Annotated in this window: 21 protein-coding genes; 4 read left to right on the forward strand and 17 right to left on the reverse strand. The window is 52.6% G+C overall.

Annotated features, from left to right (window positions below; all coding sequences use genetic code 11):
* Positions 1 to 14: 14 nt before the first annotated feature.
* The 3 genes from KUO20_RS10520 to KUO20_RS10530 all read right to left on the reverse strand — a co-directional run bounded on the left by KUO20_RS10520 (position 15) and on the right by KUO20_RS10530 (position 4,541).
* Entirely contained in the window at positions 15 to 920 is a 906-nt protein-coding gene (locus KUO20_RS10520) for an alpha/beta fold hydrolase (RefSeq protein ID WP_235039823.1), read from the reverse strand.
* 235 nt (positions 921 to 1,155) lie between these two features.
* Positions 1,156 to 3,723, reverse strand: a complete 2,568-nt coding sequence (locus KUO20_RS10525) for an ABC transporter permease (RefSeq protein WP_235039824.1) — start codon at positions 3,721 to 3,723, stop codon at positions 1,156 to 1,158.
* A complete protein-coding gene (locus tag KUO20_RS10530; protein ID WP_235039825.1) occupies positions 3,720 to 4,541 on the reverse strand; it encodes an ABC transporter ATP-binding protein in 822 nt (273 codons plus the stop codon). The genes KUO20_RS10525 and KUO20_RS10530 overlap by 4 nt, the downstream gene beginning before the upstream one ends.
* Between KUO20_RS10530 and KUO20_RS10535 the strand changes: the two genes are divergently transcribed.
* A complete protein-coding gene (locus tag KUO20_RS10535) occupies positions 4,540 to 5,229 on the forward strand; it encodes an arylesterase (RefSeq protein WP_235039826.1) in 690 nt (229 codons plus the stop codon). The two genes, KUO20_RS10530 and KUO20_RS10535, sit on opposite strands and share 2 nt — an antisense overlap.
* A gap of 3 nt (positions 5,230 to 5,232) precedes the next feature.
* Here the strand turns inward: KUO20_RS10535 and KUO20_RS10540 are convergent, their stop codons facing one another.
* The 8 genes from KUO20_RS10540 to KUO20_RS10575 form a co-directional block, all read right to left on the reverse strand.
* Complete coding sequence (locus KUO20_RS10540) at positions 5,233 to 6,237, reverse strand: family 8 glycosyl hydrolase (RefSeq protein ID WP_235039827.1); 1,005 nt, start codon at positions 6,235 to 6,237, stop codon at positions 5,233 to 5,235.
* A 44-nt stretch (positions 6,238 to 6,281) separates the two neighbouring features.
* Positions 6,282 to 6,761: a cellulose biosynthesis protein BcsD gene (gene bcsD / locus KUO20_RS10545; RefSeq protein WP_235039828.1), complete on the reverse strand. Its 480-nt coding sequence runs from the start codon at positions 6,759 to 6,761 to the stop codon at positions 6,282 to 6,284.
* On the reverse strand, positions 6,745 to 10,821 hold the full coding sequence (locus KUO20_RS10550; RefSeq protein ID WP_235039829.1) for a cellulose biosynthesis protein BcsC: 4,077 nt from the start codon (positions 10,819 to 10,821) through the stop codon (positions 6,745 to 6,747). Before KUO20_RS10550 ends, bcsD begins: the two co-directional genes overlap by 17 nt.
* 77 nt (positions 10,822 to 10,898) lie before the next feature.
* The gene (gene bcsA / locus KUO20_RS10555; protein ID WP_235039830.1) at positions 10,899 to 15,425 is read right to left on the reverse strand and encodes a UDP-forming cellulose synthase catalytic subunit; all 4,527 of its coding nucleotides are present in this window, start codon (positions 15,423 to 15,425) and stop codon (positions 10,899 to 10,901) included.
* Positions 15,425 to 16,207: a cellulose biosynthesis protein BcsQ gene (bcsQ, locus tag KUO20_RS10560; protein WP_235039831.1), complete on the reverse strand. Its 783-nt coding sequence runs from the start codon at positions 16,205 to 16,207 to the stop codon at positions 15,425 to 15,427. Before bcsQ ends, bcsA begins: the two co-directional genes overlap by 1 nt.
* A complete protein-coding gene (locus KUO20_RS10565) occupies positions 16,204 to 16,632 on the reverse strand; it encodes a hypothetical protein (protein ID WP_235039832.1) in 429 nt (142 codons plus the stop codon). Before KUO20_RS10565 ends, bcsQ begins: the two co-directional genes overlap by 4 nt.
* A 199-nt stretch (positions 16,633 to 16,831) precedes the next feature.
* Positions 16,832 to 17,713: a DMT family transporter gene (locus KUO20_RS10570; RefSeq protein WP_235039833.1), complete on the reverse strand. Its 882-nt coding sequence runs from the start codon at positions 17,711 to 17,713 to the stop codon at positions 16,832 to 16,834.
* Positions 17,710 to 17,979: an Rdx family protein gene (locus tag KUO20_RS10575; protein WP_235039834.1), complete on the reverse strand. Its 270-nt coding sequence runs from the start codon at positions 17,977 to 17,979 to the stop codon at positions 17,710 to 17,712. The genes KUO20_RS10570 and KUO20_RS10575 overlap by 4 nt, the downstream gene beginning before the upstream one ends.
* A gap of 361 nt (positions 17,980 to 18,340) precedes the next feature.
* Here KUO20_RS10575 and KUO20_RS10580 point away from each other — a divergent pair, with 361 nt between their 5' ends.
* From KUO20_RS10580 to ettA, 3 genes are all read left to right on the forward strand, one after another.
* Positions 18,341 to 18,763, forward strand: a complete 423-nt coding sequence (locus KUO20_RS10580) for a PAS domain S-box protein (protein ID WP_235039835.1) — start codon at positions 18,341 to 18,343, stop codon at positions 18,761 to 18,763.
* Positions 18,764 to 18,946: 183 nt separating this feature from the next.
* Entirely contained in the window at positions 18,947 to 19,159 is a 213-nt protein-coding gene (locus KUO20_RS10585) for a PA3496 family putative envelope integrity protein (protein WP_235039836.1), read from the forward strand.
* Positions 19,160 to 19,341: 182 nt separating this feature from the next.
* On the forward strand, positions 19,342 to 21,003 hold the full coding sequence (ettA, locus tag KUO20_RS10590; RefSeq protein WP_235039837.1) for an energy-dependent translational throttle protein EttA: 1,662 nt from the start codon (positions 19,342 to 19,344) through the stop codon (positions 21,001 to 21,003).
* Between the two features lie 101 nt (positions 21,004 to 21,104).
* Here ettA and coq7 read toward each other — a convergent pair whose 3' ends face one another.
* The 6 genes from coq7 to phaR form a co-directional block, all read right to left on the reverse strand.
* On the reverse strand, positions 21,105 to 21,746 hold the full coding sequence (coq7, locus tag KUO20_RS10595; protein ID WP_235039838.1) for a 2-polyprenyl-3-methyl-6-methoxy-1,4-benzoquinone monooxygenase: 642 nt from the start codon (positions 21,744 to 21,746) through the stop codon (positions 21,105 to 21,107).
* Between the two features lie 47 nt (positions 21,747 to 21,793).
* Positions 21,794 to 22,135, reverse strand: a complete 342-nt coding sequence (locus tag KUO20_RS10600; protein WP_235039839.1) for a histidine triad nucleotide-binding protein — start codon at positions 22,133 to 22,135, stop codon at positions 21,794 to 21,796.
* Positions 22,136 to 22,165: 30 nt separating this feature from the next.
* Positions 22,166 to 23,038, reverse strand: a complete 873-nt coding sequence (locus tag KUO20_RS10605; protein ID WP_235039840.1) for a phosphoribulokinase — start codon at positions 23,036 to 23,038, stop codon at positions 22,166 to 22,168.
* Positions 23,038 to 23,478 (reverse strand): acyl-CoA thioesterase, encoded by a 441-nt coding sequence (locus KUO20_RS10610; protein ID WP_235039841.1) that lies wholly within the window; start codon positions 23,476 to 23,478, stop codon positions 23,038 to 23,040. The genes KUO20_RS10605 and KUO20_RS10610 overlap by 1 nt, the downstream gene beginning before the upstream one ends.
* Positions 23,479 to 23,534: 56 nt before the next feature.
* Entirely contained in the window at positions 23,535 to 24,821 is a 1,287-nt protein-coding gene (gene purD / locus KUO20_RS10615; protein WP_235039842.1) for a phosphoribosylamine--glycine ligase, read from the reverse strand.
* Positions 24,822 to 24,887: 66 nt separating this feature from the next.
* A complete protein-coding gene (gene phaR, locus KUO20_RS10620; protein WP_235039843.1) occupies positions 24,888 to 25,421 on the reverse strand; it encodes a polyhydroxyalkanoate synthesis repressor PhaR in 534 nt (177 codons plus the stop codon).
* Positions 25,422 to 25,545 lie beyond the last annotated feature (124 nt).

The following is a 25,545-nucleotide window of genomic DNA, read 5'->3' on the forward strand; positions in this document are numbered from 1 at the left end:
GCTAACGTCCTTCCTTAGCGATTATCGGTCTTGTTCCAGTGATTGCCAATAACCGTAGCGACTTGCGCTACCGCACGAGGCTCCAAGTGCAAATGATGGCCACCAATAAGCACTTGGCGGTGTAAATCTTTGATCGCCTCACGCGCTTGAACGGCCCACTCGCGTTCGCCCAGAATGCCGCTATCGCCTTCGATCAACAAAACCGGGGCATTAATATCTGTCAGCAATGACAGCACTTGTTGCGGCGTAAAGCGCACCAACGATGGCTTCAGCAGGCGGCTGTCCGTGCGCATTTGCACATGGCCATCGGCGGTAGGTTGCGTATTGCGCTCCACCAGCGGCGTGGCCGTTATGCTATCTAACGGCGTCACACCGCCCGCCACGCGAGCAGCGACTGCGCTTTCTATATCCGCATAGCGTGGGGCCCGAGAAAGTGGCCGGCGGTAGGCTGCCAGCCCTTTGCGCAGCTGGCTGGTGGTCTCCTCCATCGGCGTATTGAGTGCGCCTAATCCGTCAATCAAAGTTAAGCGCACTACCCGCTCAGGCAACGCCGCGGCCACCAGACATGCCACTGCCGCGCCCATTGAATGGGCCAGCAGGCTAGCTTGTTCCAATCCAAGCGTGTCCATAACATCTAGCACGTCGTGACAATAGCCCCAGAGTGCATAATCGGTGCCTTCAGGCACATGGGAAGAGTGTCCATGCCCCCGAAAATCCACCGCTACAATACGAATACCTAGCGCCTCAACCAGCAGCGGTGCCAAGCGTGAAAAACTGGCTGCGTTATCTAACCAGCCGTGCAGCGCCAGCCACGTAGGAGCATCTGAGCGCCCCCAGCTCAGCGCGGCAAGGCGGCCTTCAGCCAGCAAAAGTGGCTGCGGCGCAAAAACGCGAGAAGCCGTTAAATCCGAGTGGTACATAAGCTAAAAGTCCTGAGCCATTAACACCGCGTGCAAGCAGCCAAGATGACGACGCGGGCAACAAACGGTACCATGCCCGGCGTAATGCTTCCGCTGCTTTTCTCTCCACGCTTATTTTGGTGTTGCCATGAAACCACGCCGCGATACCCGCGCCCGTAACCTTGTCTTTCTTATTGCTGTTATCAGCGCCACCGTCGTCGGCCTTTGGCTCGCTCGCTAATACGCAGCGATACCGCTATGCCTCCCCGAGAAGCCCTAGACTGGCCGCTGGGGCTTGGCGACGCAGCCCACGTGAAAGCGCATGACCAATCACGCCAATCAGCACCGCCCCGCCGAGTGGCAATAATAGCCATAGCCCTAGATGGAAGGTTGGCGTGAGGTCTAGCCAGTAAATATACAGCGCCGCCGTAGCAAGCTCCGCCAATACCGCCCCCATCAAACCGCTGGCAAAACCTAGCAGCGCATACTCGGCTCCCTGCACTCGTGAAATCATTCGAGTGCCTGCTCCAAAGACACGCAACAAACCGCTTTCATGGGCGCGTACCGGAAGACTTGCGGTTAATGCCGCATAAAGCACGCTAACCCCGGCCAAGAGTACCAGCGCAAGCACCAGCTCCACGGCACGCGTCACTTGGCTAAGCACGTCGCGCACTTGGCCTAAGATGGCATCCACGTTGAGTAACGACACACCGGGGAAATCGGTAATCAGCTCTCTAATCAGGTCACTTTCTGCTTCAGGCAAATGAAAAGCCGTGATGTAGCTGTGGCCGAATTGCTCCAGCACACCCGGCGGAAAGATAACGAAAAAATTAGGCTGAAAGCTGTCCCAGTGAAGGCTACGCAGGCTGGTAATTTGCGTCGCTATTTCATCGCTACCAACCGAGAACGTGATCTCATCGCCAATGCCTAGACCTAATCTTTCCGCCAGCCCGTCTTCCATCGAAATAGGAACCGGCGTTGCTTGCGGGGTTGCCTCAACCGCACTCATCCATCCTTGGCTGACATCGCTTGCTTGCGCTGTCGAAAACCATTCGCCGGCGACTAGCTCGTTACCATCGGGCAGCTCTGCTTGCCAGGTGAGATTTAGCTCACGGCGTAGCGAGCCATCGCCACGCGCATCCTCTGGCACGGCCTCCTCAGGGGGCTGATCATTAATAGCAATAACGCGACCGCGTACCATTGGGTATAGGGTGCTTTGAGTTTCTACACGCGGTGAAACGACCGCTTCAAAAGGATCCCGCTCGGACGGCTGAATATTGATAGCGAAATAATTAGGCGTATTTTCCGGCAGCTGATCTTGCCAGGTACTCAACAGATCACCGCGCACCAATACAATCATCGCCATCGCAAAGAAGGTCACCGAAAATGCTAGCAGCTGCCCCAATCCTGCCTGGCGTCTGCGAGCCAGCTGACGACCGCCTAAACGTAGCGCCTGCGACCACTCGTTGCTCCCCGCTATGCGTTGCACACCGCGTAATAAAGCGCTGAGTAAAAAGGCGCTAATCAGCCACAGCAAACCAAGTAGCAACGCCCCGCCGATTAATAGCGCAATCGCTAGCACTAGGCTGCCCGAGTAAAGCCATAGCAACCCGCCAAACACAATACTCGCCACCCCCACCACTAGCCATGCAGAAGGTGGCAAAGGATCCAGCTCGCGGCGCAGTACTTTCAGCGCGCTAACTTGCTTAATACGCAGCAAGGTTGGCCCAGCAAACCCGACTAACACAGCAAGCGCTGTAAAAACGCCAAGCCCTAGCGGCATCAGCCCCGGTGGTGGCAGCGTCATGGGCAGAAAGCTTACCAACAGACGTAGTAATACTGCTTGGCCAACAAGCCCAAGCAGCGCCCCAATCACTGAGGCGACCAGGGCCAGCCCGAGTAGTTGAAGGGTGAAAATTGAGACCAGCTGGCGCTGACTGGCGCCAAAGCAGCGCAGCAGCGCGGCGGTGTCTAAGTGACGTTCAACGTAGCGCCGGGTCGACATCGCGACCGCAACGCCTGCCAGCAGTACGGCGGCTAGCCCTGCAAGCCCTAGGTAGCTTTCGGCGCGCTGTAAAGCATTACCCAACTGGGGCCGATCGACTCGCACGTCGCGAACATCAACACCGTCGCTGCGTAGTTCTGCCAGCAGGCCTTGAACTTGCTCTAACGCCGCAGGCGAGCCTGCCGCTAATATTTCAAACTCTATGCGTGAGCCAGGCTGGATTAGGCCGGTCGCCTCCACGTCCGCGGTGTTCATCATTAAGCGCGGGTTAAAATTGCTAAACCCAGCGGACTGGTCTGCCTCACGCTCTACAATACCCGTCACGATAAGCTCGGTTTGGCCTACCTGTACTTGATCACCGAGCTGTATCTCGACTAATTGCATAAGGCGCGGATCGGCCCATGCTTCTCCGGGGGCTGGGCCTGATGCAACTTCCTCCGTGCCATCGCCAAAATCGACGTGTGATACGCCGTAATGAGGATAAGCATCATCGACCGCTTTGAGACTCGCAGGCTGAAAGCGGTCGCCGCGGCTAATCATGGAAACGAGATCAACCTGATCGCTTAACGCAAAGCCGGCATTTTCAAGATTGGCCCGCAGCTCTTCCGAAAAAGGATCGCGCTGCTCTAACACTAAGTCGCCGCCCAGCATTTGGCTTGCTTGCCGCTCCAAGCCACGTTCTAAACGATCCAAAAAGAAAGCGATCATCGTCGATGCCGCCACGGCCAGTACCAGAGCAATAAACAAAGCGCGAACGTCGGCAGCCCGAAGGTCTCGTTTAAGACTGCGCATGGCTAAGCGCCAATTCACATCACTCATTGCGTCCCCTCATCTATCGAGGCGGCCACTGGCACAAAAGGTTCTAACTTGCCTTGATCCAAGCGCAGACAGCGGTCGCAGCGGCGAGCCAGGGCGTGATCGTGGGTGACCAAAATGAGCGTAGTGCCTGCTTCACGGTTTAAGGTAAAAAGCAGATCAATAATTTGAGCGCCGGTATCCGGGTCAAGGTTGCCGGTTGGCTCATCGGCAAACACCAGTTCAGGGTCCGTGACGAAAGCGCGAGCAACCGCCACCCGCTGCTGCTCGCCACCGGAAAGCTGCTTAGGCAGATGGTCCACCCGCTCACCAAGCCCTACGCGCGCTAGCCACTTAGTGGCGGTTTGAGTTTCTCCGGCACGGGGTGAAAGCTCCAATGGCAGCATGACGTTTTCTAGCGCACTCAACGTGGGTAATAACTGGAAATTTTGAAACACGAAGCCCACTCGCCCCGCCCTTAATGCCGCCCGGCCATCCTCATCTAATCGGCTGAGCGCTCGACCGAATAGCATGAGCTCACCGTCACTCGGTGTATCAAGACCCGCCAACAAACCCAGCAACGTTGATTTACCCGCGCCGCTTTTGCCTAAAATCGCAACGCTTTCACCCGCTTCCACGCTTAGTGACAGGTCGTGTAAAATAGTCAGCGAGCGCTCTCCACTGGTTACTTTTTTCGACAGCCTGTCGGCATGTAGAACGGGATGCCCGGTAACACCATGAGGAACGTTATGCGCTGCGGGAGTGTCTGTAAGAGGACGGGGTTCGCTCGTTGACGAGGCGTGTGCAACTGAGTTTTCGGTTTGATCAGAGGAGTAAGGCATGAAGCATGGCATCCCTAAAGCTTGGTGTGGGCTGAATCGTATGGTAACCGTATGGGGGCTAGTACTGGTAGCCGCATGGACCTCGGCCTCAGTCAACGCAGAGCCTCTCAATGAAGACACGCGCCCTACTCTACTGGTAATGGGCGACAGCCTAAGCGCCGCTTATGGCCTTGAGCGTGAAGAGGGCTGGGTGAGCTTACTAGCCGAGCGCTTGGACGATAAAGCACAGGTTATCAATGCCAGCATTAGCGGTGAAACAACGTCTGGGGGCCTGCAAAGATTCACCGATATTATCGGACAACGACAGCCGGATATTGTTCTACTCGAACTGGGCGGTAACGACGGCTTACGCGGCTTGACCCCCAATCAAATGCAGGCAAACCTAGCCAGCATGATAGAGCAAAGCCAAGAAGCCGGCGCTCAGGTGCTGCTGCTGGGCATTGATATTCCACCGAACTATGGCCAAGCGTATCGCGATGCGTTTACCGGCGTATTTCACTCTTTGGCGGAGGAGTACGACGTGGCGCTAGTGCCCTTCTTACTTGAAGATATCGCCTTGGATACACAGCTGATGCAAAGTGACGGCATTCATCCCACGGCTGAAGCGCAGCCAATTATTTTAGATAATGTGTGGCCCGCGCTAGAAGCGCTGCTGGAAGAACTCTCAGCCGAAGCACAGCTGTCCTAACGCCTAACGCATGTCCTCAGCCATATGCGCCAAAAGCAAAAGCGTCGCTGAAAAATAATCGTCTTCTGATTGGGGCGTTGCGCTGGGTAGTTGTTCACCGCTCGCATAGGCCCTAATTGCATCTACGCCGCGTGAAATTGGATATTCCGCACGTTCTTCACTTTCGACATCAACCCACGCTGACGGAGGTTGGTGCGCAGGGTCATTCCAAAAAGCAGTCATACTGCCGATAGCGCGTGCTTCATCGCGCCCACCCCAGACAAAATAGAGCGGGATGCGCACAGCGTCAAAGCTAAACCTAGGCGCCCAGTTGGATGCTGGCGCAACCTCGCCTTGTTGATTAATAACTACCCAGTCAGTGGGTAATAGATAAGCACCAAAACGAGCTTCATCCAGCACCGCAACGCCGTCATCAATCAGGCGCTGCCAGGGTTGTTCAGGCTCAATGTCAGCAAAATCCCTTAGTGCCGGTAAAAACCAGTAAGAAAGATTAATGTCGACCTCTTGATCGCGTCGAAACCCCTCTATCGCTGGCAGAAGCACTTGATAGCCCGCAATCTCATAGGTTAGATTTTCTAACACCGCGCGGCGGATACTTCGAGAAGCGCTCGCGTAATTAGCGTTGTTCCAACGCTCTGCGGCCAGATGTAGCGCCCAGGCGATAAATAAATCGCCATCCGTCGCATTGTTAAGGTCACGCACCGCAGGCTTATCGCGGGGATCGTAGCGCCACGAAAAGAGAGAGACATCAGGGCGACTCAAGTGCCGACGCGTCCACTGCCAAAGCTGATCAAACGTTTCTTGGTCATTATGATGCTGAGCAAGCATCATGCCCCACCCCTGACCCTCCGAGTGGCTGACATTGTTATTGCCGGTATCAATGACCCGTCCATTGGCGTTGATAAAGCGTTCTTTATATACGCTCCAAGACGTATCTGCCTGGGCTGCGCAGGCACCCGCCAGCATACAAACAATAAGCCCAGTGCTTAACATAAGCCGACGCCACATAATGAGCTATTCCTTTAAATGCGCAGTTCCCGTATTAGGAACGGCTAACGTCCATAAATAAAGGTACATTCACGCTGCTCAACATTGCGGCTAATGCAGGTAATCGGCACCTCCATGTCCCCACCCTGCTGGCTTAGCCACCCTTTATACAATCCTTCTAACAAGGCAGACATTGCTAGCAAACTGATGTCGATACGCTCTTCTGAGTCACCAGGGATAGGGCATGCAGAATGACAAATCCGCATCTTTTGATTATCAGCAATGATGCTGGTATATCCCCAATCTAGCAGATCTAATGCCTCATTGATGGCCCTCTCAAGGCTTTCTAAAGTAGCGCACTCGCCCATAGGCATTTCTAGCGCCATACGGCTGCCGATGTGACGCCAGAAACCCGAAGACTCTTCTTTGCCTGCACTGTTGAAAAGCTCATCAAAAACCAGTTCTAGGAAAAGCCGCCACTGGGTGCTGCAATGGCGCTGTGCATAATGTTCAATGTGTTTGGAATGATTATCTGGCTCGTTCACCGCTATCTCCAAAGATATAGTTCATAAACATGCTAGCGGATGTATCGTTGTAATCACCGAAGCTGTTGAAATCCACTCGTCCGCCAAGCGAAAGGTCAGGAGTCATTTGGTACTCCATAGCACCGCCAAAGGAAAGCCCTATCCCACTTTCACTTTCCCCTGAATAGCGTGATGTCGGAGTAGCCCCGAGAGCAGAAAACACATCAAGAAGTGCCTGCGCCTCTGGATCTGTCGGAAAATAGTCGCTGTCATCGGTGCTATAACTTTGGAAGCCCGGCGCCACATAGCCGCCCAGTGTGAGCTGGTCGGTGAAACTCTCACGATAGTTAATAGGAAAGGCGACGCTGACATAATCTTGGGGGCTAAAATAGCCACCGTGGCCATAGGTGAAATGGCTCAGATCATCATCGAAGGCCATGGCGGAAACATGTACACCGGCTTGCAGCTGGCGGCGTTCATTATTGACTGGGCGAGCATAGCCGCCTAAAGAGAGGTTGTAAGACTGGTTATCAGCAACGTTATGACCGGTATAGCGATAGGTGCCAATATCCGCATAAAGGCCACCCGCCTCAGTGTCATAGTTAATACCGGCGCGGCCACCGGTTCGCACAACGCCGCCCCACGTATCACCACTGTAGGCATCATAAGCGCCCGCATATGACAGCACGCTATCTTTCACAGCCCTTCGTTCCGCGGTGAAATTCAGCGTTGTGTTCTCAGCAATCTCCGGCTGCCAATGAATGCCGCCCACTAGGTTAGTTTCTTCAAATCCGAGGGGCGTACTGCCCATATCAAGATTGACACTACCATTCTCATAGCTAAGCGCTAGCCCCGCACCGCTGTCACGTAAGCTGGAGGGCCTAGCTGACTGCGCCGTAGACTGCAGCCGGCTCTGAATGCCAGCGAGGGCCGTTTCTATTTGCTGACGGCTCTCGACAAAGGCACTCAGCGACTCTCCGTCAAAATTTAATGCCTCAAAATCGACACTATTGCCTTCTAGATATTGATTGAAAAGCTCGCGCTGCTGTTCAGTAAGGCTGGCAACCGTTAAGCCCGCTTCAAATAAAGGATTACGCTCAAGAGCGGCATCATAAAAACGTCTGGCCTCTTCTAACACAGCTGCCAAACGCACCCGCTCTTGCTCATTTACCGCAGCGTCTAAATTACTCTGGGCCGTAAAGAAGTTAGTAACGGTAGTTTGAATTTGATCCAGGATCGGTGTCACGCCGCTAAGCGATTCATTTAGAGAAGCAGCACTTTCCGCGAGCCCACTACGCCCGTAGCGTCGCAACGCATCGCCCTCAGGTGTTCCGGCGGTGATTTGGGTAGGTGTTAAAGCGACCTCAAATCGACCTTCTCCAAACGGCACTAGCGAAAAGCGCACAGGGGCTTCGACACGGTCCTGTCGACTAAGACCGCTCTCGCCATCACGCAGGTTAAAGGCGAATTCAGTGGCCACCGTTGGCGCACGCTCACGTCTGATCTGACGGGAAAGCTCATCTATCTGCTGGCTGGTAGATGGCGTCACCGCTACCGATTCAGTCATGGCTATGTCATAACTAACCTCACGACTAGCGCCCGGCAACCAGTTAGGTCGCTGTGACGCACGCGCACCTTGAGACCTGTCGGTAAACGGATTTTGTCTCTGAACAAAGGCCGCCGCACCGCCTTCTTGTACGCTCAACCCCTGGCGAGCTTGGCTGAGTAAGGCGAGCGCTTTCAAGCTTTCGCCATTAGCTCTAGCGACTTGAGCACTGAGCAATAACGTATCGGGGGTTTGTTGCTCGGGCCCATAACGACTCAGAAGCTGGCTTGCCTGGCGCGAACGATTGTTAGCAAGTGCCGTCTGTACCGCACCCTGTAAGGCTTGCTCACTTTCAGGATGACGCGTGAGCACATAGGTATATATCTGCTCAGCTTGGGCTTGACGCCCACCGTCGGCGTATAAACGGCCCATCGCCAACAGCAAGTCCTCGTCATCTGGCGACTGTTGCATCGGCTCTGCCAACACATCATAAGCGCTGGCCAAACGGCCACTCTGGCGTAACTGATCGGCTTCAATGATGGCTAAACCACGCTCAGCGGCCAAGGCGTTGGGATCCTCACGCCACTGAGGAGAAGCGGCTAAACGATTGAGCAATTGTCGGGCAGCGTCAGGTCGACCGGCCTGAGCCATCACCAGCGCATGATTGATATAATCATTGGGTATTTGTTCGTCAATACCACGTGCTAAATCGCGCTCTACCCAGCGTAAAGCCTCACTTTTAGCACCCGCATCAGACAACGCCCCCGCAATTTGACTAACTTGGCTGGGGGTAAGGCCAGCCCCTTCAGAACGCAGGTAAAGTTGCTGTAGTGAGGCAATCGCCGCAGACTGACTTCCTTGCTCTAGCTGCACTAATGCCTGATTCAGCGGCTGTTGAATCTGAGCCTGCTGCTGAAGAGATTTCATCTCAACCGTAAGCGTATTTGACGGTATGTTCGACAACAGTCGCTGGGTTTCTGACCAACGACCCTGCTCCGACGCAAACAAAGCTGCGGCATAACGTTGATCGACCGTGGCATCGCTCGCAAGAAAAGGCCCCATCAATGCCTGCGCTTCATCTGAGCGCGATTGCCCCGCCAGCAAACGAGCTAGGTCAAGGCGCGCCCATGGGTTGCTCGGCGCCAAATCAAGTGCTTCGCGAAGCGCAGCTTCCGCTCCAAAATCATCTTGCTGGCGCGCCTGAAGGCGCAGCGCTTCTACTTGTGCCGTGGTTAACCCACTCATCTGAGCGCGCCTGCTTTCCGGCAGCGCCTGAGCTATTTGCTGTGCAGCGGCCCAGTCACCTTTGTCAGAAAGCACTTGGACTAGTCCTACTCGCGCGTCAACGTCGCTTTGACGCGTTTCCAGCATGGCGCGATAGGCCTGTTCTGCGGCATCTAAACGCTTCTGGCGACGCAAAATGTCGGCTTCCAACAAGCGTGCGGCGCGTCCGGCATCGCTGCTCTGCTGAGTAAGCGGCCGCACTTGTTCAAGCGCTTGGTCAAGATTATTGGCTGCCGCTAAACGACGCGCCTCACCTAAGCGGGCATAAAAGGCCGCACTTTGATACGCCGCGGCCCACTGCTCTCGGCGCTCAGGCGCCTGGTCCATCGCTTCTGACAGAAGGTCTCTAGCTTCAGCAAACTGCTGCCTACGCAGCAGTATTAGCCCTAACCCACCTTTCGCCTCAGCATCTTGCGGGTTTTCTTCCAACGCCTGCCGAAATGACTCTTCGGCGCTTCCCAGTTGCCCCGCCTGTAAGGCCGTAAAACCTACTGCGCGCGTATTCTGAGCAGTTGAATCTTCAAAATGCTGGGAGACGTCGGCATCGTCCGGATTAACCTGCGTGTAGACCTGATAAAGCGTTTCATCAGCCGGCGTGGCTTCTAGCCACAGCAGCGCTTGCCGCCAACCGCTTCTCGCAGCAACGGCTTCAGGGCCGCCTTGCCGCGCTAATTGAGCTAGCTGACTAATCCCCTCACGCCGAGTGCCTTCGCGATAGGTTAATACTTCACTTAAAGCACGCTTTAATGGCGCATCATTGGGATAGTTGTCGCTAAACTGACGCAGGCCGTCACGCGCTTGTCGCCATTGGGCATCAGTGCCCCCAGCCAGCGTTTGATAGTACTCAACGGCTAGACCACGGGGAGGTGTATCGCTACCAAATAAAGTGCGGTATGCCGATGCCGACTCTTCATAGCGATTAGCGCGTGCTAGCTGGCGAGCGCGGTTCAACTGCGTAGTATCTAAGTTGTTGCCCTGCTGCAGTTGGTCTAGCTCAATCAGGTGCTGGCTATTAGGCGACGCTTGTTCCAGCCGCCGCGTCCACTGCGCTACTTGATCTGGCTGGTCATCTATCACCGCTTGGCGCGCTAGCCTGTAAAGCACTTCGGGGTCATCAGGACGTCCGGTAAGGTAGCGCTCAAGCGCTTGCCGCGCTAAGTCAGGGCGTTGATTTTCTTGCCAAAAGTCAGCTTGGCGCAATAAAGCATCTAAGGCCGCCTGCGAGTTTTCCTGTCCCCATGCTGCGGTCATCGGCGCACAGCTAACTAAGGCACTCAGCAAAAGCCGATTTTTTAATTTCATGAACGTTGGTACGGGCGTACGCATGGTTATTCTCCGCCTGAGTGCGTTTTGCTACCAGCATTTGCTCGACGCAGTGCTCGGCGTTTGAGAGTGCTATAAAGAAGTCCGGACAGTAAAAGCAGAACAATCCCCATGGCTAATAACATGGGAATAATATATTGGCCGGTGTACCAGCGGATCAGACGATGCCAGACCATTTCACCTCGAGGGGTCCGCGGCCCAACCTGATAAGCACTGACCTCTTGGCTCGGCGACACCATGACTAAATCTCCCACAGCCTGACGGCTAATTTGGGGCTGATCAATCACGGCCGGTAGCATGCGCATGCCTTCATCATGAAAAGCAGTGGCTACTATAATGCTGCGCGTGGGGTTCAGCGGTGACCGAACGCCCAGTAAAATCTGTTCAGGAGACTGACTGCCAATCCTATTGCGAGCGCGCTCGGTATCTCGCCCCCACTGGGCTTGTGCCCAAAGATTTAATCTATTCGTTAAGTTCAAAGGCGTGACGCGTAAAGCCCCTTGCTCAATACTGAAAGGCCCAAGATAACGATTAAGCTCACTGCGTTCCAATTGATCCACACGCGCAACAACCAACATATCTCGGTCTGATAAATTGTCGTTAAGCGTTAGTCCCTTGCGCACATCCAGCGCAATACTGGGATATCCCGTAGAGGCCCCCATGCGCCCAATCAGCCCAAGCGCGGTGCCAATTTCGACAGCATCAGGTTCAGCGGCAAGCAGCAGCGTCGTGTGCGACAAATCGGCCCACTGTGTAAAGGGAAAGCCTGCACTAAGCCAATATGAGAGCTCTGGTAACGCTGCAAAATACTGTGCATCGCTCATATCCAAATAAGAATCAGGATATAGGCGCGTTTCAATTCGATCAGGAAGGCCAAGCTCACATCCATTTTCCGGCATATTCACTGCCATATTAAAATAAAAGCTGAGCTGGTTATTACCGTATAGCTTTTCCTGGGGAATGCGTAATGTAGCGCGCTCTTTACGAATATCATTACCGAGAAAGCGCCATGCTTCCCAGGCTAACGAACGCTTTTCAACGGGCAAAGAGGCTAAATAGCTGCCGTTAAGAGCAATCTCCAGTCGTGACTCATCTTCATTTAACCACTCGCCACGAGGAAACTCATAGCCCACCTCTAACGTTACATTATCGCCCGGCCATAAATGCATATTCGGGGGCAGGCGAAAGCTGTAATTTTGCGGCGATGGGCGAATACCCTCACCAACCATCTCATTCTCACCGGCTATTCGGTCAAGATAGATCGGCTCATTAAGCGCCTGCCAGTTAGGTGCATCATAGGCCTCTCTAAGGGCTAGCTGGGGCGCACTTACCGTTTCACTATCGCCGCTTAAACGCTCTTGATAATGGGCTAGATATGCAGCGGCGCTTTTTACGTCTTGCTCTGTTGCTCCCGTGACGATCAATAAGCGATACATAGCATTATTAGGGTTAGCCAGCTGAAGTAAGGTAGGGCCGTCAATTTCAGGCAGCTCTACCCCTAAAGGCATCTGTTCGGTGGTCCCTACGACGACCGCATGTTGATCAGGTATTTGAGTATGATGAACGGGGAAGTCGGCCCCTCTAAAATCCGCTTTAATCGCAAAATACGATGCTAATATTGCGCTGGCACTCAGCAGCGTTTCTGAAGGCATAGAGGGCATAATGAAGGGCAATACCAACCGTTCCATGTCTGCCGCATCAGCAAAGGGGGCAGGTAAATTAGCTAGCCCATTAAGCGGAGGTAACGACTGAACATTCACGTTGAGCGTTGAACTTGGTAATACCTCGACCCAAATATCTTTACTGAGCAAATTATTACACTGCTCGAGCGTTTGTCCGGCCACGCTTAGCACTAGCGTGTTATAGGTAATGATTAGCTCAGGCGGAATCGCGACTTCAGCGACTAGATGCTCAGCCGTAAAGCGGTCAAGTTCGAGCGTCTCGATGACAATGCCATTGAGGGTAACGTCAAGTCGGCTAAGCCCCTCTAAAAGAGCATCTGAATAGCGTATATCTAAGTGCAGCACCGCGCCGGTAGACACTTCATCACTACGTAAAGAGAACTCGATACCCGCCTGAGCGCCGTTTCCCTGAATGCGAAGTGGTTCAGGCTCGCCTTCGTCTATACGCTGCAAAAGTGGATAAATTCGCTCCCGAGTCTCCACGGGCATATTGAAAGCTAAGCCGCCCCGAGCCTTCACTTGAACATCAGGTAACGTCGCTGCCTCATTAGGCAGCATCTCTAGCATTAACGGCCGAGCGTTGCCTGACAAAGTCTGAACATCTAGTGATTGGCTCCATGCTCGCTGGGTAGATAAGATGCCTACCATAATCAACGCGACGAGCACCATTCGCCATACCCAGGTGGATACAGGTGTCGCCGCTGTTGCCATAGATGCAGAGCTATCAGGACGTGCGTCTGCTTGGCGTTCCTTGCCAGAACTGCCACCCCCACCGGCAAATAAACGCCGCTCCTTCCAGTTTCGAAAAAACAGCCCGGTGACGGCACGTATAACGGTCCACATAGAACGCAACGGCTGGTCGTGCGGAAGCTTGCGTTTCTGTAGCCAAGCATCCGCACGACCCATGACAAGCTTCACTAACTGGCGGCGCTGAACCACATTCAACGTGCCAAACCGTAGACGTATATGCTGTGCATCTCGGCTTACTATGTGCACAGGAAATAGGATCGGATTGCCATCGAATTCCATTTCGATAAAATCAATGCGCGCATCTTTTGTAAAGCCAGCCACTGCAGCAAGCTGCATGCCACCCATAGACAAATTTTGCGTCGTAGACGACAGCGTATAGCCGCCTGAGAGATGTAATACCACAGGTCGGCTTAACTTGATTCGTACGTACTCACGCACCTGCTTTTGTTCGCTGCCAACAGCGATAGCCGCCATCAGGAAAATCGCACTAAATGAGGCCCATGCTACGTTAAATAGCAATACGCTTACTTGCTCACCTTCAGGATTCCACCAAACTAAGCGTACGACACCCCATACTAGGCCCGCAGCCAGTAGTGCTAGTAAAAAAAGATGAGGGCGTGTCACATTAAAATCAAAAAAGCTTTGCTCAAGTCGCCCACCTTTTTCCGTGACATCAAACTTCCCCCGATTGGGGTTAAACAATGTGACAAGGGAAGGCTTGAGCAAATGAAAGGTTAAAACCGTTTCATATATTTCATTCCAGAAGGTATAGCGATACTGCCCTACCAGCTTCGCATTGGTATACACGGCTGCAAATAAGTGAGGCAGAACATAGACAGCAACGGCCTGAGGAGATGCTTGAATAATATTGAGTCCAAACAGCATATAAGCCAACGGGGCCGTTAAAAAAATAAACCGTACTAACGGAAACTGAAAGTGCAGCATCGCGCTTAAATAGCAGAGCCGCTGAGGAATGCTCAACCCTCTGCCTAACAGTGGATTATCGCGCCGTAATATCTGCGTCATTCCCCGAGCCCAACGCGCACGCTGAACAATATGCAGTGCTAGACGCTCCGTCGCTAATCCGGCGGCCAGGGGTATGCCTAAGTAAGCGGTAGACCATCCTTTTCTTTGAAGTTTTAATGCTGTATGAGCATCCTCGGTGACTGTTTCAACCGCAAATCCACCTATTTCCTCTAATGCACTGCGCCTAATGACTGCACACGAGCCACAAAAAAAGGCTGCGTTCCAATAATCATTGCCCTTTTGAATAGGACCGTAAAAAAGTTCACCCTCGTGTGGCACTTCCCTGCCACTGACTAAATTTCGCTCAAAGGGGTCAGGCGAATAAAAATGGTGGGGAGTCTGTATAAGTGCTTGCTTCTCGTCGACAAGAAAAGAGCCCACCGTCGCCTGTAAAAAAGCCCGCGTGGCAATATGGTCACAGTCAAAAATACAAATAAGCTCGCCTGTCGTTTTTTGCAGAGCATTATTTAAATTACCCGCTTTTGCGTGCTTATTATCTGAACGTGTTATATACCCTACACCCGCCTGAGATGCGAAAGCGCTAAACTCGGCTCGTTTACCATCATCTAGAAGGTAAACATTTACTTTATCGGCTGGGTAGTCAATATTTTGTGCTGCCAAAACCGTATCACGAACTACGTCTAAGCTTTCGTTATACGTCGGAATATATACATCTACCGTCGGCCATTGAGTGATGTCTTTAGGCAGTGGGACAACTTTACGATCAAGCAGCCACGCCGACTGAAAAAAGCTCAGCACCAAAACAACCCAGCAGTAACCTTCAGCGGCCAACAGTCCAAAGCTCAAAATAGGCTCTATAAAACCATCAGTAATGAGCGTTTCAGTTACCCGCCAATAGAGGTACCGAGTGGCCGTCATGACGGTTACTAATGCCATGGCTAAACGTATCCGCGGCAAATCAATCTGCCCCATTATTAATAAAAATACCGCGGTAATCCCACCAAATGCCAGCTGATTATTCAAAGTCATTGGCGTTGAAACAACAATTATCAATACCGGTATACAAAGAATAAGCAGTAGAGCAATCCAGCCTTTATACACAAGAGATTTCATTATTCGCCCTCTTGCCGTACTTGGGACAGCTCGGCATCTTGCATCAGACGAATAAGATTGTGGGCGATCGCTTCAATATCATTAACAACCGCGGAGGTATGCGCATGTTGTAACACAGAAACCTGCAGTGCATGTGCTTCGGACACCGCCGCGTCACGGTGAATCGATCCTAGTAATGACGCCTTCAAACGCTCTTTTAAAAGCGCGTATACATCGCGACTAAGGTCATTGCGAAGGTCTAACTGATTAACGACATAATACAAATGCCTGCCAACGCTTTCAGGATAAAAACCACCACTTTCAATAGAAGGTAGAACAGCCAAAGAAGCGCTATCGGCCATTAGTACTGTGATGCAAAGCGGCTTCAGCTGACAAACAGCTTCTAATGCTACGGAGTGTCCAGGCGGCAAATCAACTATTAGCACATCATTCGGAGAGTTATAAAAACCGCTAAGCGCTTGATACAGGGCTCTTGGATCACTGGCGAGAAATGTTTCGAAACGATGGCGCTGTTCTCTAGTCGTACTACCATAGGCAAGCACATCAATGCCGCTTGCCGTTGTACGGGCCATCTCACCCCAATAGGGAGTAGACGCAGCTTCTACGACATAGCCCTGAGTATCATTAAAAGCAATACCGAAGTGGAGTTTAAGCGCATCTTGGCTATCAAAATCAATGACAGTGACATTAAAGCCTTGGCGCTGCAAAGTGTAAGCGAGATTAGCAGTTAACGTTGTTTTACCAACACCTCCTTTCGGAGAAGCAACGCAAATAAGTGTCATGTATTGATTTGCCTTAACAACGCTTTTAGCGAAGTTCCCTGTTGGTGATTACTTTGAGCATCATCATTATTATCTGTGTATGACTGAAATAGATGGCCAAAAGAACGCTGCTTTGATGGTTTTTCAATCGGGTGCTGACGAGAAATATCAACACGTGGTGTCGGTGATTTATCTTCTAGGCGAGATAGCACCGCCTGCTGCACAGGCGGCTGTTCACGCTCCTGCACATAAATCGGAGGTATAGCAATGGGCCTAGACCGCTCGACGATTTTTTGCGTGGTGCCCGGTGCTTGCTTGGCAATCCCATCAAGCAACTTCCAACGCTGCTGATCGTGTGAATAAGCCACATCAGACGTAAATTGCTGATACTCAAAATCTTCCCCTAATCGCTCGCTCAACGTACCAATGTCTGTGCTCTTGTCCATACCTTTGTTATAACCTCGCTCTAGCCTCAGCTACCCACCTAGCCTGCGCCTAATGTATCGTTATGATCACATTTAATTATTTAAGAAAATGTACTCATACTTCAGCACTAGTATTTAGTTTGACTTTTATACTAGTTCACATTTCACTTCAAGGATTAAAATAATAAAAAACATGCAAAAAAACATTGCTCTATCCAGACTATTTCCCCTCTGGCTGTTTCTGCTGAGTTTGCAGCCCTAATCCCAAAAGGATCAACACCAGCCCCGCCAGGGTTGATGGCAAAATAGGCTCTCCAACCACCAAAAAAAGCAGCATCAGCGATACCGGTGGTGAGAGAAAAATAAGATTAGAAACTTTTGCAGTACGCGACACCTTGTGAACAGCCATCTGCCATAAAATGAACGCGATACCCATTTCAAACAGCCCTACGTAAACGCCTGCGCCTAACGCCCCCCAGCCGTGCCACTGAAAGCCAGGCCCCAGCAATAGCAAGATGGTTAATACCGGTAAACCTACTGTGAAATTTTGCCATTGGCCCACTAATGCCGGGCGCGAGTCGCGTGCATTCAGCAACCAATAAAGCGCCCACAGCAATGTTGAAGCTAGTGCTAGAACAACCCCTAGCGGATCAGCAAAAGAGACATTAAACACCGTGCCACGCGTTGCAATCACCCACACCCCGGCATACGCAATCAGTCCAGCGACGATATCCATGCGCGTTAAGCGCTGCCCCAGCAAAGGCACGGCTAAGAATGCCATCGCCAACGCCCAGGTGTAGTTGAGCGCCATCGCCTCCTGCCCGGGCAACCGGTCATAAGCAGCAAAGAGCACTAAATAGTAGGCGACAGGGTTCATTAACCCCGCCCACGCGGCAGTCTTCCAACCGGTGCGCAGCGCCGTAGCAAGATTGCCCTGCTTGATAACGAGCGCCCCCATTAATGCCCAGGACACTAGCACTGCGAGCCACATCAATTCTAATGGGCTCATCCAAGCAAGGGCCACTTTGAAGGCAGTCGCCACTGTCGACCATAGTGCAACGGCCCCTAGCCCATACAGAATTGCTTGGCGATCCTGATTCATCGGTCGATATGCCCTAAATCACGCCCAGGCTCTAGCTGGTCACGCACACCCTGCTTGAGGCGTTTGATATCAGGAAAACCACCGTCGCGCTTGCGCTCCCAGAGCAGCACGTCTTCATACCAAATTTCAAAAGTCCCTCCATGAGATGGCATCAGCGCCACTTCATCTAAATCTTCCCCGAAGGTTGAGAGCAGCTCCTGGGCATACCAGGCACTGCGCAGTAGCCATTGGCACTGCGTGCAATAGCGAATTTGAACACGTGACATTTTAAATTTTCCGGTCAGATTAATAGGGCCTCTTTAAACGCCATTCTGTCATGTCGAGTTAGCTTGAAACAGGAAACAACCACCCGCTCGCCTAATAGCGTTACGTTTTATGCATCGCTATCATGTCGGCTCATGGCCAACGGCGAAGGCAGGTATATAAAATACGTCGAGACTGATGCCAAGAGTGCGTTGACGATTGCAATGCATCGCAACGCTCGCCATGATGTAGCCAGATAGCCGTTAGGGACGGACACATTGGCTATCTAGCCTCTAAAAATGAGTAAAAAATCCCGCTCGGGCCAAGCATAGAGTGAAAGGCATGGTCTCCGGAAAGGACAGGAGCTGCAACAGGAACCCTTAGATGAAACGATCTCCCTTGATCAGCCCAGAACTGCTCGAACGCATTATTGATGCATCTGAAGATGGCATTGTGGTTGCCGAACAGGAAGGGGATGAAAATATCCTCATCTACGTCAATAAGGGCTTTGAGCGTTTGACGGGCTACAGCGCAGACGAAATTTTATATCGCGACTGTCGCTTTTTACAAAACGAAGACCGCGACCAGGACGCGCTTGGTGCCATTCGAGAAGCGCTAAAAGCAGGCCGGCCATCGCGTGAAGTGCTGCGCAACTACCGCAAAGACGGCACCATGTTTTGGAATGAACTTTCCATTACGCCCGTCTACGACGAGGCGGATAAGCTGATGTATTACATTGGTGTACAGAAGGACGTCACTGATCGCGTAGAGGCACAGCTTGCTTTGGCTGAATTACAAAAGCAGTAAGAAACCAGCTAAAAACTAACTTTTTCACGCAAAAAAACCAACAAGACTTGAACTTTAGCCCAACTGGCGTTATATAGCGGCAAGGCGCTTAAACTGCGCTAGGCGCTTCACTTTGTAAACTAAACGCGTTTACCAATGAAGCCGTTGTGATGCCGGTACGCCGGCTGGGTTGGAGGGCATATCATGAGCCGTGACCCCTTAAGTCGTGAAACCTTTACTACCGATAGCATCGACTCAGACGAGTTCGAAAGCTTAGATGCCGTTAATGATGACCATTACAGCAAAAGCAAACCCAGCAAAGCCGACAGTTTGCGCTCTCGACGGCAAGTTGAAGCTTGGTTAGAAGAGCGCCGATTGCAGCGCGTTATTGAAGATGACTGGGATGAAGAAGAGTAGCCATTCGCTCTATCGCTTTCCAGTACTGCCATCAAGCAGCTTGGCCTTCTCGCTTTATGGGTAGGCTTAGCTAGCAGAACACCTCTCACAGCCTAGCCTTTCCCGGCGCAGACCTCTATCATCAGTGCATAGCTAGCCGCATTCGGCTATCGCTTTTTCTTTCATCAACCTAACGGATCTCCATGGCGCAATACGTTTTCACCATGAATCGGGTTGGCAAAGTAGTGCCACCCAAAAAGCAAATTCTTAAGAATATTTCGTTATCGTTTTTCCCAGGTGCCAAAATCGGCGTGCTGGGCCTCAACGGTTCGGGTAAATCCACACTGCTGCGTATTATGGCCGGTGTCGATAAAGAGTTTGAGGGTGAAGCTCGTCCGATGCCCGGTATCAATGTTGGCTACTTACCTCAGGAGCCACAGTTAGATGACGAGAAGAACGTCCGTGACACCGTCGAGGAAGCGCTCGGTGCCATCAAAGAGGCGCAGGAGAAGCTTGATGCGGTTTACTCTGCCTACGCAGAGCCAGACGCAGACTTTGATGCACTCGCAAGCGAACAGGCGCGTCTTGAAAATATTATAGAAGCAGCCGATGCGCACAACTTAGAACGTAAGCTTGAAGTGGCCGCGGAAGCCCTTCGCCTGCCCCCGTGGGATGCCAAAGTAGGCAATCTATCGGGCGGTGAACGTCGCCGCGTAGCGCTCTGTCGCCTACTGCTTTCCAGCCCCGATATGCTGTTGCTTGACGAGCCCACCAACCACCTTGACGCAGAATCGGTGGCTTGGCTTGAACGCTTCCTGCATGACTATAACGGCACCGTGGTCGCAATTACCCACGACCGCTATTTCCTGGATAACGTTGCAGGCTGGATACTTGAACTTGACCGTGGGCAAGGTATCCCGTTCGAGGGTAACTACTCGCAGTGGTTAGAGCAGAAAGATGAGCGCCTGGGTCAAGAGGCCAAACAAGAGGCCTCGCGCCAGAAAGCCATCAAGCAAGAGCTTGAATGGGTGCGCAGCAACGCCAAAGGCCGTCAGGCTAAAAGCAAAGCACGCCTTAACCGCTTCGAAGAAATGCAGTCCGGTGACTTCCAAAAGCGTAATGAAACTAACGAAATTTATATTCCGCCGGGGCCGCGCCTGGGTGATAACGTTATTGAGTTTCGTAATGTCACCAAGCGCTTTGAGGACAAGCTACTTTATCAAGACCTCTCCTTCACCATTCCACATGGTGCGATTGTAGGTATTGTCGGTGGCAACGGTGCGGGTAAATCGACCTTATTTAAACTGATAACGGGTAAAGAGCAGCCTGATGCCGGTGACGTAGTGATTGGCGAGACGGTCGATATTGCTTACGTTGAGCAGCTACGCGACGCGCTGGATGACAAGCAAACCGTGTGGGAAGCCGTTTCTGGTGGTCAGGACATCCTCAACATCAACGGCTATGAAGTGTCATCACGCGCCTACGTTGGTCGCTTTAACTTTAAAGGCAACGATCAGCAGAAGCGCTTAGCAGAACTGTCTGGCGGTGAGCGTGGTCGCTTGCAGCTTGCACAGACGCTTCAGCAAGGAGCAAACGTTCTGCTGCTTGATGAGCCATCTAACGACTTGGATATCGAAACGCTGCGGGCACTGGAAGAAGCACTGCTGGCATTCCCAGGCTGTGCCATGGTGATTTCGCACGATCGCTGGTTCCTTGATCGCATCGCTACCCACGTGATGGCATTTGAGGGTGATTCTGAGGTGGTCTTATTCGAAGGCAACTATGCAGAATACGAAGCAGACCATAGAAAGCGGGTGGGCAATGACACGCCTAAGCGCATGAAATATAAGCGCATTGATGCCTAACGCAAGATAAGATGACGGCACTAAAAAGGCTCCGCTTGCGGGGCCTTTTGATTTTCAAAGAATGTTCACCGCAAATATCAGCAGCTTCTCGGCCCTGCCTTTTAAAAGTGGTAGACACTCTTGGTCATCGCTTCAGCGCTTAAACGCATTACCCACTTAACTGGCGCAGGAAAGCGCAACCCTCCAGCCTCTAGGGCCATATGCGCATGATGCGCTTTATCAACGGCCATTTGACCCAGTATAGCGCGTGAACAGTCATCACCTGCGGGTAACGACTGCTGGTGTGCGTCAAGACACTTACCTACCTGCTCTTCGGCGGCGGACACAAAACCTAAACTCACGCGATCACTTACCGCCCCCGTGGCCGCGCCTATTCCAAACCCGGTGAAATAAAAAAGCGGATTTAAGTAACTGGTTCGGCTGTGTAACTGCTCAAGGCGCTCGTCACACCAGGCGAGATGATCGATTTTCTCAAGCGCCGACTGCTCCATTTGCTTGCGAGCATGGGGCAACCTCACGGTGATGCTTTGTCCTTGGTACAGCCCTTGCAAACACACCTCGCCGGTGTGATTAATACGCATTAAGCCAGCGGCATGACGGCGCTCGTGATCGTCCAGCTTTTCTCCGGTGACACCCTTAGCGGGACTGACACGCTGAGGAGATGCCGCATGGGGGACAAGAGTACGCAAAACGGTATCAAACTGATTAATCAGTCTATCGGCACGACTCTGCAGACGATCCATGGAAACACTCCGTTGTCTTACTCAGCGTACTTGCTAAAGCGAACCTACTAGCCGGGAGGCCAGGTGAAAATACGCCCGCCCATTAAATGCATGTGAATATGATAGACCGTCTGCCCGCCCATTTCATTGCAGTTCATCACTACACGGTATCCATCTTGATCAAAACCCTGCTCACGAGCCAGCTTAGCGGCGGTGAGCTGAAGGCGCCCTACGGTGGCAAGATCAGGTTCTTCAATATCATTCAGCGTCGAGATATGCTTTTTAGGAATAATCAGCTGATGGGTAGGTGCCTGAGGGCCGATGTCGTTAAAAGCCAGCACGTGCTCATCTTCGTAAACAATATCGGCCGGGATTTCACGATTGATGATTTTACAAAAGAGGCATTCCATACATTACTCCATTATTTTTATCAGCAAGGATTAGCGAAAGCGTCGCTGCGCCAATAAATGGCGTACTAAGGGGGCAAGAATCAGCTCCATCGCCAATGACATCAGTGCGCCGGGCACTACCAGCGTATGGGGGCGAGTCATAAAGGAGTCTTTAATCATGGCCAGCAGCCAGGGAAAGTCAACGGTGGAAGGATCTCTAAAGCGGATGACTACGAGCGACTCAGCATCCGTGGGAATATCCTGCACTTCAAAGGGGTTAGAGGTATCAACAGTAGGCACACGCTGAAAATTGATGTGGGTGCGCGAGAACTGCGGCTGAATGTAGCGCACATAGTCATCCATTCTGCCTAAAATCGTATCGATCACCGCCTCTTGTGAATAACCGCGCAGCTTGGTGTCACGATCAATCTTTTGGATCCACTCAAGGTTCATGGTGGGCGCAACGCCAACTAAAAGATCAACATGACGCGCAATATCAAACTCTTCTGTCACCAGCCCGCCGTGCAAACCTTCATAAAAAAGCAGATCAGTACCACAGGGCAGCGACTGCCACTCGGTGAAGGTGCCTACGCGGCAGCCGGCTTCAATTTTCTGCTTATCTTCGGCGTGAATATAGTGCCGAAACGTACCGGAGCCATGCTCGCCGTACTCACCGAACAGCCCTTCTAGCCGATCCAGCAAATTAGCCTCAACGGCAAAATGCGAAAGCTCGTCTTTACGTTCTGGCTCATCTCGAAAAATACGGTGCAAGTCATCACGCGTATAGCGATGAAAAGCATCGCCATCGACGATTGCTGCATGCACATCTTCGCGTAAAAACATACGCTCGAAGCTGCGTCTTACGGTCGTTGTCCCGGCCCCAGAGGAGCCGGTCACGGCAATTACCGGGTACTCTCTTGACATCAGCCACTCCTCGCAAGAGAAAGCGCATGTTTAACGTCAGCGGGCACATCCACAGGGCGACCGGTGCTCTGGTCAATCAGCAACTGATTGACGCGCGCCGTCGCCACAACCTTCTGCGAGTCACTCTGTAGGATGCGCTGATAAATCGTCAACGCTTTGCCTTGAGGCTCGGGTACGGCAGTTTCAATGATCAAGGCATCGGGCCAGCGCGCTTCGCTGAGATACTGGATCGCCAGATCAGCCACTAGGCTGGGATACCCACACATGTCCCATTCGGGCAAACCAAGCGCCGCAAAAGCCTGCACACGGGCCTCGTGAAGCAGCGACACTATGGCGTCATGCCCTAAGTGTCGGCCGTAATTCATATCGGTTACCCGCACCGTCAAGGGATGGCGATGAATCACCGCTTCAGCGGGAAAGTCCAGCTTGACACGCTCCATGCCTGAATCCTCAACGGTGTTGGATAGCAATTACGCTAAATGGGCGTAACCGTTTTTTAGGCCTCGCGCGACATCGCTCTAAAGGCAATATCACGCCGGTATTCAGCGCCGTCCCAGCGAATCGCCTTAACGCCTTGATACGCTAACTGCTGTGCCGCCGACACCGTCGTACCCAGCGCAGTGACACACAGCACGCGTCCGCCGTTGGTCGTAATCTCGCCCTGAGCATTCTGCGCGGTGCCGGCATGAAATACTTTACAGCCATCTTGCTCCGCCGCTGCCAAGCCATGAATCACATCGCCCTTACGGTAGTCGCCAGGATAACCACCTGCCGCCATCACCACACCGACCGCCGCACGCGGATCCCATTCGCAGTGATGCCCTGCTAATGCACCCTGTGCGCCGGCTAAGCAGAGCTCAGCGAAGTCAGACACTAGCCGCATCATAATCGGCTGGGTCTCGGGATCACCAAAACGACAGTTATATTCAATCACTTTGGGATTGCCGGCGACGTCAATCATCAGGCCTGCGTACAAGAATCCGGTGTAGGCATTTCCCTCTGCGGCCATGCCGCGCACGGTAGGCCAAATGACCTGCTCCATAATACGCGCGTCAATCTCGTCAGTAACAACGGGCGCCGGCGAGTAAGCCCCCATGCCGCCGGTATTAGGGCCGGTGTCGCCGTCATAAGCGCGCTTATGGTCCTGGCTAGTCGCCATGGTCACAACGTTCTCACCGTCCACCATGACAATAAAGCTGGCTTCTTCACCTTCTAAAAACTCTTCCATGACCACGCGTGCGCCAGCATCACCAAACGCATTAGCTTCCAGCATGTCACGAATGGCGTCGGCTGCTTCTGCTTCGCTCATCGCGACAATAACGCCTTTGCCCGCCGCCAGACCATCCGCTTTGATGACAATGGGCGCGCCCATTTTGCCCAGGTAGGCAAGCGCGGGCTCGACCTCAGTAAACGTTTGGTAGTCTGCTGAAGGAATGTGGTGGCGCGCCAAGAAATCTTTAGTGAAGGACTTCGAGCCCTCAAGCTGAGCCGCGGCTTGATTAGGACCAAAAATCGTCAAGCCGGCTGCTTGAAAACGATCAACGACACCTTCCACCAGCGGCGCTTCCGGGCCAACCACCGTCAAGCCAATCTGCTCGTCGCGGGCAAAGGCCACCAGGCTATCGATATCCGTTGCCGCAATGGCGACATTGGTGACCTTAGCTTCCGTCGCCGTACCGGCATTGCCCGGTGCAACGAAGACGTGTTCAACGCGGCTCGACTGAGCCAATTTCCAAGCTAGAGCGTGCTCACGACCACCGCCGCCAATCATCAAAACCTTCATGTTCATCCTTCTCAAACGGGAGAGCGTTATTGGCGGCATTATGCCACAGCGCGGCCCCAAGTGGGGTCAGGAGGTTTTGTCCTGTTTCTTTTTATTGTTTCCGCCGGCGTCGTCACCAGGCTCAACGCTACTTTTTGGCGTTTGATGATCGTCAGCGTTAGCGTCATCGCTTTGCGCAGATTGATTCAAGGTCTTTTGCCAAAAACGCATATTCTCTTCGCCTAGCTCGCGCATAAAGTCCAGCGGCGTGTTACGCATGGCCTGCTTCCATTGGCTTTGCATGCGCTTTTGCTGTTCCATCATCAGCTGCGTACCCTGCTCAAGATAACGCGACAGTGGCAATGGCGACGACATGTCATAAACGCGGATCAGCTGCGCCAACAAATCGTTGGAGAACACCTGAGACTCACCGTCTGCCTGCTCTTGCTCAATGATGATCGATAGCAAAATAGTGCGGGTCAGGTCTTCCCCGCTTTTGGCATCTTCAACGCGAAAAGGCGCTTCATCGATGATTAAGCGACGCAGGTCTTCTAACGTTACGTAGCGGCTTTGCTGTGTATCATACAGCCTGCGGTTAGCATACTTGCGAATCACGCGCACGGCGCATCTCCTTAAAAGCGATAGGGACTTTAAAAGCGATAGGGGCTTTTTCCCGTTGCTGGTATTGTGCCTGCACCACGCGCCCATGCAAGCGGCTTTGATCGATTAGATAGACGCAACACGC

This window comes from Vreelandella profundi, assembly GCF_019722725.1.
Taxonomy (GTDB): domain Bacteria; phylum Pseudomonadota; class Gammaproteobacteria; order Pseudomonadales; family Halomonadaceae; genus Vreelandella; species Vreelandella profundi.

What these genes read in the sequence shown, in the direction of transcription:
- KUO20_RS10520 (WP_235039823.1), bottom strand. Translation starts at nt 920, where the DNA reads ATGTACCACTCGGATTTAACGGCTTCTCGCGTTTTTGCGCCGCAGCCA.
- KUO20_RS10525 (WP_235039824.1), bottom strand. Translation starts at nt 3,723, where the DNA reads ATGAGTGATGTGAATTGGCGCTTAGCCATGCGCAGTCTTAAACGAGAC.
- KUO20_RS10535 (WP_235039826.1), top strand. Translation starts at nt 4,540, where the DNA reads ATGAAGCATGGCATCCCTAAAGCTTGGTGTGGGCTGAATCGTATGGTA.
- KUO20_RS10530 (WP_235039825.1), bottom strand. Translation starts at nt 4,541, where the DNA reads ATGCCTTACTCCTCTGATCAAACCGAAAACTCAGTTGCACACGCCTCG.
- KUO20_RS10540 (WP_235039827.1), bottom strand. Translation starts at nt 6,237, where the DNA reads ATGTGGCGTCGGCTTATGTTAAGCACTGGGCTTATTGTTTGTATGCTG.
- KUO20_RS10550 (WP_235039829.1), bottom strand. Translation starts at nt 10,821, where the DNA reads ATGACCGCAGCATGGGGACAGGAAAACTCGCAGGCGGCCTTAGATGCT.
- bcsA (WP_235039830.1), bottom strand. Translation starts at nt 15,425, where the DNA reads ATGAAATCTCTTGTGTATAAAGGCTGGATTGCTCTACTGCTTATTCTT.
- bcsQ (WP_235039831.1), bottom strand. Translation starts at nt 16,207, where the DNA reads ATGACACTTATTTGCGTTGCTTCTCCGAAAGGAGGTGTTGGTAAAACA.
- KUO20_RS10565 (WP_235039832.1), bottom strand. Translation starts at nt 16,632, where the DNA reads ATGGACAAGAGCACAGACATTGGTACGTTGAGCGAGCGATTAGGGGAA.
- KUO20_RS10570 (WP_235039833.1), bottom strand. Translation starts at nt 17,713, where the DNA reads ATGAATCAGGATCGCCAAGCAATTCTGTATGGGCTAGGGGCCGTTGCA.
- KUO20_RS10575 (WP_235039834.1), bottom strand. Translation starts at nt 17,979, where the DNA reads ATGTCACGTGTTCAAATTCGCTATTGCACGCAGTGCCAATGGCTACTG.
- KUO20_RS10580 (WP_235039835.1), top strand. Translation starts at nt 18,341, where the DNA reads ATGAAACGATCTCCCTTGATCAGCCCAGAACTGCTCGAACGCATTATT.
- KUO20_RS10585 (WP_235039836.1), top strand. Translation starts at nt 18,947, where the DNA reads ATGAGCCGTGACCCCTTAAGTCGTGAAACCTTTACTACCGATAGCATC.
- ettA (WP_235039837.1), top strand. Translation starts at nt 19,342, where the DNA reads ATGGCGCAATACGTTTTCACCATGAATCGGGTTGGCAAAGTAGTGCCA.
- coq7 (WP_235039838.1), bottom strand. Translation starts at nt 21,746, where the DNA reads ATGGATCGTCTGCAGAGTCGTGCCGATAGACTGATTAATCAGTTTGAT.
- KUO20_RS10600 (WP_235039839.1), bottom strand. Translation starts at nt 22,135, where the DNA reads ATGGAATGCCTCTTTTGTAAAATCATCAATCGTGAAATCCCGGCCGAT.
- KUO20_RS10605 (WP_235039840.1), bottom strand. Translation starts at nt 23,038, where the DNA reads ATGTCAAGAGAGTACCCGGTAATTGCCGTGACCGGCTCCTCTGGGGCC.
- KUO20_RS10610 (WP_235039841.1), bottom strand. Translation starts at nt 23,478, where the DNA reads ATGGAGCGTGTCAAGCTGGACTTTCCCGCTGAAGCGGTGATTCATCGC.
- purD (WP_235039842.1), bottom strand. Translation starts at nt 24,821, where the DNA reads ATGAAGGTTTTGATGATTGGCGGCGGTGGTCGTGAGCACGCTCTAGCT.